At 64.9% G+C, this 1,802-nt stretch carries 1 protein-coding gene; it reads left to right on the forward strand.

All coding sequences use genetic code 11. The features are described from left to right. The first annotated feature begins 100 nt into the window (after positions 1-100). Entirely contained in the window at positions 101-1,777 is a 1,677-nt protein-coding gene (locus tag NA4_RS38070; protein ID WP_067481076.1) for an ISL3 family transposase, read from the forward strand. Positions 1,778-1,802 lie beyond the last annotated feature (25 nt).

Genomic DNA, 1,802 nt, shown 5'->3' on the forward strand with positions numbered 1-1,802 from the left:
GGGTTCTGACGCAGATAGCGTGATCGTGCTGGTCGGCGTGTCTCCGCAAGATCCGACCCGGTATGGGTGAAGGTGGCAGGCGTGCGTTGATCTTGTTCGAATGTTGTTGCCGCACTTGAGGGATCTGCTGATTCAGGATGTCCGGACCGAGGCCGACGGGGTGCTCGTGGATGCTGTGGTTGCCACCCCAACGGCCCGGTGCAGCGGATGCGGAACCCTGTCCAGTCGTGTGCATTCCCGTTATCGCCGCCAGCTCGCCGACGCCGCTGTCGCCGGGCGGAAGATGGTCTTGCGGCTGATGGTGCGCCGGTTCTTCTGTGTGAATACCGACTGCCGGGCACAAACTTTCGCTGAACAGGTTGACGGGCTCACGGTGAAACGGTCACGGCGCACCGATCAGCTGACCGTGATGCTCACCAGGATCGCGGTGGCGCTGGCAGGACGTGCCGGGGCACGGCTGGCGGCCCAGCTGGGGTTGCCGGGCAGCCGGGATACGCTGCTCAGGTTGATCCGTGGGCTGCCTGACCCGCCAGTCGGTGCGATCACCGTGCTCGGAGTCGACGATTTCGCCGTCAAACGCTCCCGCAAGTACGCCACCATCCTGCTGGACATGGCCACCCACCGACCCATCGACGTCATCGACGGGCGCGAGGCCGACCCGTTGGCGGCATGGCTGTCGCAACACCCGGAAATCGAGGTGATTACCCGTGACCGTTCCGGCGCCTACAGCGAGGCCGCGCGCCGCGGCGCACCGCAGGCCACCCAATGCGCCGATCGCTGGCACTTGTGGCAGAACCTGTGCCAAGCCGTGGAGAAGACAGTTGTGGCGCACCGCGGTTGTCTCACCGAATCATCAACTGCCAGTGCCGATCCCAGCGACGGTGCCCACCGTACTCCTGAAGCGGTCACGGGTGAGGTCACCACGGGCAAGGTCTCCGAAGACACGTCGCTGCTGCTCGAGAGCCATCGCGGTGGTGGATACGCGGGATTGCGTGCACGCACCGCCGAACGGTACGAGGCGGTGCAACGGCTGCGTGCTGAGGGGAAAGGGTTGCGCACCATCGCCGAAGAACTCGATATCGATCGGAAAACCGCTCGCCGGTTCGCTATCGCTGCCAGCCCCGAGGACGTCATCGCCGCCGCGACGTCTCGTTCCAGGATGATCGACGAGTTCGTGCCGCATCTGCTCACCCGCTGGAACGCCGGACACACCAATATCGCCGCCCTGATCACCGAACTGCGCGAACTCGGCTATCGCGGCAGCCCCAACAACGTCTACCGCTTCCTGCGGCCTTACCAGGTCGGCAAGCCATCGGCTCGACCGGCAGTCCCAGCACCGAAACCGAGAATCCGGGCGGTGACCGGCTGGATCACCCGTCACCCCGACACCCTACCCGACGCCGAAACACACCAACTCACCACGATTCTGACCTGCTGTCCCGAACTCGCGGCCACCCGCCGTCATGTCGGCACGTTCGCGGTCCTCATGCGCGACCGGCGCGGCGACCGCCTCCGGGAGTGGATCGCGAGCGTCCGTGCCGATGACCTGCCCGCACTGCACTCGTTCGCTATCGGCCTCGAGCACGACTTCGCCGCTGTCACTGCCGGGCTCACCCTGCCGTGGAGCAATGGTCCAACCGAGGGCACCGTGAACAAGGTCAAGGCCCTCAAGAGGCAGTGCTTTGGTAGATCGAACCTGGACCTGCTCCGGAAGCGAATACTACTCAGCCACAACGAGTCCGGCTCCACCTCGCAAATCCGGCAGCCCTCGAAATGATCACGCTATCTGCGTCAGAACCCAT

The sequence above is a fragment of the Nocardia amamiensis NBRC 102102 genome (genome assembly GCF_001612745.1).
Taxonomy (GTDB): Bacteria; Actinomycetota; Actinomycetes; order Mycobacteriales; family Mycobacteriaceae; genus Nocardia; species Nocardia amamiensis.

Bases quoted from the DNA above. Each gene is read 5' to 3' on its own strand.
- NA4_RS38070 (WP_067481076.1), top strand. From the start codon at position 101: ATGTTGTTGCCGCACTTGAGGGATCTGCTGATTCAGGATGTCCGGACC.